Below are 5,054 nucleotides of genomic sequence, written 5' to 3' on the forward strand. Positions count from 1 at the left end.
TCGCGTAACTCGTTTAGATCCTGGGCCAGTTGGTTGATGAGCTCATCCAGCGCCGGTTCGGGCATGCCGGTCAGCTCCGGGTTGCGCAGACACCCGATGCAGGGCTGCGGGGACGTGCGGTCGGCCGGCCGCGGGTTCCTGGCTGAGCTGGTGGTGTCGCGAGGTTGGGGGTGGAGGGTGTAGTTCCAGTCGCCGTGGAAGCGGTGCCGGTGCATGGGCAGGGCGTCGATATCGCTGTCGGTGACCTTGATGCCGGTGTCGTAGGTGCCCGGGTCGAGTTCGGCGTGGACGGTCAGTCCGGTGCGGGTGGTGGTCGCCGCGATGCTGTTCACGATGATGTCGTGGCTGGTCAGCGGTCGGCCGCGCCAGTTCATGGAGATGTGGGAGAACAGCCGGTGCTCGATCTTGTTCCATTTCGAGGTGCCGGGCGGCATGTGGCAGACCGTGATGTCCAGGCCCGTCTCGGCGGCCAGGGCTGCGAGTTCGGTCTTCCAGGCTCGTGTGCGGTAGCCGTTGGACCCGCCTGCGTCCGCAGTGATCAGCAGGCGGACGGCGGCCGGATAGTCGTGCCGGCCTCGAGCCTGCCACCAGCGTCGGATGGAGGCGACGGCGAACGCGGCGGTGTCGTGATCGGTGCCGACGCTGACCCAGCCGGTGTTCGCGGCGATGTCATAGATCCCGTACGGGATCGCCTTGCCCGGTCCCTGCCGGTCCAGGAAATCGTGCGTCCTGACCAGTGCCGGCTCACCGGCTGGCCGCCACTGGCGGCCAGCGTTCTTGTAGTCGCCGACGAGCTCCTTCTTCTTCGTGTCCACACTGATCACCGGCTCTCCGGCATCGATGTGCTGTCTGGCCCGCTCGTTGATGTAGCGGAACTGGGCGTCACGGTCGGGGTGCTGCTTGCCCTCGATGGTCTTGGCGCCGGCCTGCAGGCTGAATCCTTCCTCACGCAGCAGGTCCCCGACCGTGTCCGCGCTCACCCTGTGCCCCTGCCGGGTCAGCTCGGCCGCGAGGCTCCTGGTCGACTTCACCGTCCAGCGCAGCGGCGACATCGGATCACCCCGCTCGTCAGGTTCCACGAGCGCGAGCAGCGCGGGCCGCAGATCCGGATCAAGGTCCACGGCCTTCTTCCGGCCACCACCGGCCTTGCGTACCCGGTCCAGAGGCTCCTTGCCGGCCTCCAGCTCGTCCACGCCCTTGCGGACCGTCGTCTCGCTGACCTGGGCCGCCCGTGCGACCGCCCGGATACCACCATGCCCCAGGATCCTGGCCTCGGCCCCCATCAGCAGCCGCCGCTGCCTCTCATCCAGATGCGGGAACAACACCCCGAACTTCACAGCGAGTTGGCCACGGACCTCGTCGGAGACGCTCATATCACAACAACGGGCCGCATCACGGGAAGCAACACCTTGATTCTCTGCGAGCCCTTAGCCTTAGGGATGGGTCTGGCGGAGAAATCGCCCTTCGGCTTCGTGGGGCCGTATTTGCTCTGAGCGGAGCGCTCGTGGGTGCTGGCGAACGGATACTCATCGCATTCGCGCTTCACTCCCGGAACGCTTGTGGCGTAGTCGCGGCCCCAGTATTTGACACATGTCGCAATCGCGGCACGGCGGTTGGCCCTGACGCGCCGGGCGTCCTGCTGGAGCCGGTGGAGCGGGTGCTGCAGGTCGAAGCCCGGTACCGCCTTACGCGGGTTGACCGGCTTGGTCGCACCGGGGTTGGTGTGCGCGTCCTTCAGGCGCTGGGCCACTGCATGCTCAGGAGCGCCGGCCTTGGAGCTGTAGGGCAGGGTGGGCACCACCGGCAGGGCCGCGCCGCCCTTAAACACGGCCTGGGCCTAGACCACTTCGAGGGCCGCTCCTGGAACGGCTGGCACCACCACGCCACCCTCGTCACCGCCGCTCACGCCTTCCTCACCGAGCAGCGGCTGGCCCCAAAAGCCGACACACCGGACTCACCCTCTACCAGATCCTCGACGCCCTCCAGGACCTGCTGAACTGCTGGACCGGCATCTGCACCACCTGCCACCAACCTCTGCCCAGCAGGACCACACCAAGATCAAGACAGACCTAACGGAGTCCTACTGGTGGTCAGCTCCGAAAGCACTTCGGGGGTTGACGTGAGGTCAGGCGGAGGCCGCTTGGAGGAGGGTTTCGGCTGCGGTGGTGCGGGCGTATAGGACGGCGCGGCCGGCGCGGTGGGCGCTTACCAAGCCCGCGTTGCGTAGCGCGGTGAGGTATTGGGACACCCCGGCTGGGGAGAGTCCGGTGCGGTGGGCCAGTTGTGTGGTGGAGGCCGGGATCTCCAACTCGGTCAGCAGCAGGGTGCGTGAGCGGCCCAGTACGGCGGAGAGGGTGTCGGCTCGTGTGACGGGCCGCGCCTGCCAGAGTGAGCCGACACCACGTGCCTGATAGGCGAGTTGGGGTGGATCCGGCGGCGTCGTTCGGGTGCGCAGCCCCGGTCCGGTGAAGGCCGAGGGGATCAGCAGTAGTCCTGTGCCTGCCGTCGTGCGGGTCAGTGGCTGCTTGCGGTGGGACATCCGCAGCGCGTTGTTGTGCCAGCTCACGGATATGTGAAGGTCGTTGAGGAGGTGGCCGGTGCCGTGCTCGGCGGCCAGGCGGGCCCGGTAGAGGATGTCTGCGTCCAGGACTGCCCGGATTCGCGCCCAGTAGGGGGCGAGTGCCAGTTCCCAGTAGGTTTCGATTTCTTCTGTGACCTTGGCGAGGAGCCCCTGTGGGTCGTTGTGCAGGGCTCGTAGCCGGGAGCCGAGGGTTCCCTGGTGGCGGGCCAGGTGGTCGAGGTCGTGGCGTACTCGGTCGGCGGACGCTGCCCGGACCGCGTTCCGCTCTGCCGCCGGGGTGGGGGCCGGGCCAGCGGGGGCCGGGTTGAGGAAGTCGGGGACGTAGCCGCCGGTGGGCGGGATCAGCTCGCAGAGCCATCCCCGGTCCAGCCCGGCGGCCACCAGGCGCGGGCGTACCTGGTCGGCCCAGGGCCGGTGGACCGGATGCGCAGTGCCGGACCTCAGCAGCCGGAAGCTGGGCGCGACCTCCCACATCGGTGAGATGGCGAACCGCACCTGCGACAGATCGCTCGTCGAGAACGCCAGCTCTGCCAGGACAACCACTCCTCAATAGATTCACACATATCTGAATCAATGGCGGGTCAGCTTACCGTGCGGAGATCATCCCGCCATGACCTCACAGACGATCACCGCGGCGGCATCGGGTACCTGGAAGCTCGGCGACCTGACGGTCCACCGGGTCGGTTTCGGCGCGATGCGCCTGCCGCAGCACGGCGAGGCGTTCGCGGCCGATGCCGTACCACGCGACCGCGACGAGGCGATCCGTGTGCTGCGCCGCGCGGTCGAGCTCGGCGTGAACCACATGGACACCGCTGCGTTCTACTTCTCGCCGCTGCGCTCGGCCAACGAGCTGATCAACCAGGCGCTGGCCCCCTACCCGGACGACCTCGTCATTACCACCAAGGTCGGACCAGGCCGCGATCCCTCGGGCCAGTGGCTGGCGCACGCCACCCCCGAACAGCTGCGCAGCCAGGTCGAGGAGAATCTGCGCCAGCTCGGCCGCGACCACCTCGACGTTGTGAACCTGCGCATCGTCGGCACCGACTCGATCGCCGAACGCTTCGGCGCACTCGCCGAACTGCGCGAGGCCGGACTCATCCGTCACCTGGGCCTGTCCAACATCCGCCCTCACCACCTCGCCGAGGCCCAGAGCATCGCGCCGGTGGTCTGCGTCCAGAACATGTACGGCATCGGCGCATCGCCCGAGCAGAAGGAGTTCCTCGGCCTCTGCGGCGAACAGCGCATCGCGTTCGTGCCGTTCTACTCGATCGCCGGCGCCGGACGAACCGCCGGCGCGACCACCGACCACAGCCCAGAGGTCCACACCATTGCTCGCGCCCACGGCGTCAGCGCAGCCCAGATCCGGCTGGCATGGACGCTGCACCAGGGTTCCCACGTCCTGGCCATCCCCGGAACCGGCGACCTCGACCACCTCGTCCAGAACGTCGCCGTCGGATCCCTGCGCCTGTCGGAGGAAGAACTCACCGCCCTGGACCCCCTCCACCACGAGACGACATGAGCAAGACCCCCCTGGCGTTGCGATCCACTTCTGCTGATCGGGTTGTCTGCCTTGCCAGTTCCCGCCGCCCGCCCCATAACTCTGACGGCCGCCGAGCGGCAACGGCTGAAGAAGGCGGCCTACGGTCACAAGACTCCGCACCAGGCCTGGGTCCGGTCACAGATCGTGCTCATGGCGACCCGGGGCAGGTCCAACGCGCGGATCGCCGCCGAGGTCGGAGTGCACGTGGACACCGTGCGCACCTGGCGGGGCCGGTTCGCCGACGGCGGCCTGCCAGCCCTGGCCGACCGCAAACGCAGCGGGCGCCCGGCCCGCTTCACGCCCGTACAGGTCGCCGAGGCCAAGGCCCTGGCCTGCCAACTCCCAGCCGAGACCGGGTGCCGCTGGCACGCTGGTCGTGCCCGGAACTGGCCGCCGAACTGACCGCACGCGGCGTCATCGACGCCGTCTCGGCGTCCACCGTGCGCCGCTGGCTTCGCCAGGACGCGCTCAAGTCCTGGCGGCACCAGCCCTACGCTCGGCTGGCTTTGTTCACGAGAACGGGGTTCTGGCACAGATCTTGGGGAGCGGTCGCGGAGGGTGACGGTGTCGTTCGATTGCAGGGGGCACGAGCCCGGGCCCGTCAGCGTTCCCGCATTCTGGTCCACCACCAGCCGAACATCGCCAACTCGATGTTGTTGGGTTCCGGCAAGGTACGGCGCTCGAACTCCTCATCGATGCGCGTGATCAGTCGCCCCAAGTCCCGTCTGGCTCCGGGAGGAAGGTGCAGCATCGCCCGCTCCAGGTCATCACGGGCGTCTTCCACCTCTATCCCGGGCGAGTAGGCCTCGGAGGCGTTCAGATATCGTCCAGGCTGCTTAGAGGTCATCTCAGTTGGTGAGTCAGCCGTCGCAGATGAGGGTGCGGGCGGTGGCGGCGAAGGCGAGGAGTGGTCGGCCGTGTCGCGTGATCAGA

At 68.1% G+C, this 5,054-nt stretch carries 6 protein-coding genes and 1 pseudogene; 3 read left to right on the top strand and 4 right to left on the bottom strand.

Annotated features, from left to right (window positions below; translation table 11 throughout):
• Both ACWD3E_RS43135 and ACWD3E_RS43140 read right to left on the bottom strand, forming a co-directional pair.
• On the bottom strand, nt 1-1,373 hold a 1,373-nt coding region (locus ACWD3E_RS43135), incomplete at its 3' end, for an ISAzo13 family transposase (protein ID WP_451392920.1).
• Entirely contained in the window at nt 1,370-1,828 is a 459-nt protein-coding gene (locus ACWD3E_RS43140; protein WP_451392921.1) for a NucA/NucB deoxyribonuclease domain-containing protein, read from the bottom strand. The genes ACWD3E_RS43140 and ACWD3E_RS43135, both read right to left, overlap by 4 nt.
• Between ACWD3E_RS43140 and ACWD3E_RS43145 the strand changes: the two are divergent.
• Nucleotides 1,820-1,996 (top strand): annotated as a pseudogene (locus tag ACWD3E_RS43145) (IS701 family transposase); the annotation flags it as partial. The gene ACWD3E_RS43140 and the pseudogene ACWD3E_RS43145 sit on opposite strands and share 9 nt — an antisense overlap.
• Nucleotides 1,997-2,125: 129 nt before the next feature.
• Here the strand turns inward: ACWD3E_RS43145 and ACWD3E_RS43150 are convergent.
• On the bottom strand, nt 2,126-3,124 hold the full coding sequence (locus tag ACWD3E_RS43150; protein ID WP_451392922.1) for an ArsR/SmtB family transcription factor: 999 nt from the start codon (nt 3,122-3,124) through the stop codon (nt 2,126-2,128).
• A gap of 67 nt (nt 3,125-3,191) precedes the next feature.
• Here ACWD3E_RS43150 and ACWD3E_RS43155 point away from each other — a divergent pair, with 67 nt between their 5' ends.
• Complete coding sequence (locus ACWD3E_RS43155) at nt 3,192-4,100, top strand: aldo/keto reductase (protein ID WP_451392923.1); 909 nt, start codon at nt 3,192-3,194, stop codon at nt 4,098-4,100.
• 51 nt (nt 4,101-4,151) lie between these two features.
• A complete protein-coding gene (locus ACWD3E_RS43160; protein WP_451392924.1) occupies nt 4,152-4,523 on the top strand; it encodes a helix-turn-helix domain-containing protein in 372 nt (123 codons plus the stop codon).
• A 199-nt stretch (nt 4,524-4,722) separates the two neighbouring features.
• On the opposite strand, the gene ACWD3E_RS43165 is transcribed toward ACWD3E_RS43160, so the two are convergent.
• The gene (locus ACWD3E_RS43165) at nt 4,723-4,968 is read right to left on the bottom strand and encodes a hypothetical protein (protein ID WP_451392925.1); all 246 of its coding nucleotides are present in this window, start codon (nt 4,966-4,968) and stop codon (nt 4,723-4,725) included.
• Between the last annotated feature and the right edge of the window lie 86 nt (nt 4,969-5,054).

The organism is Streptomyces sp. NPDC002676 (assembly GCF_053592455.1).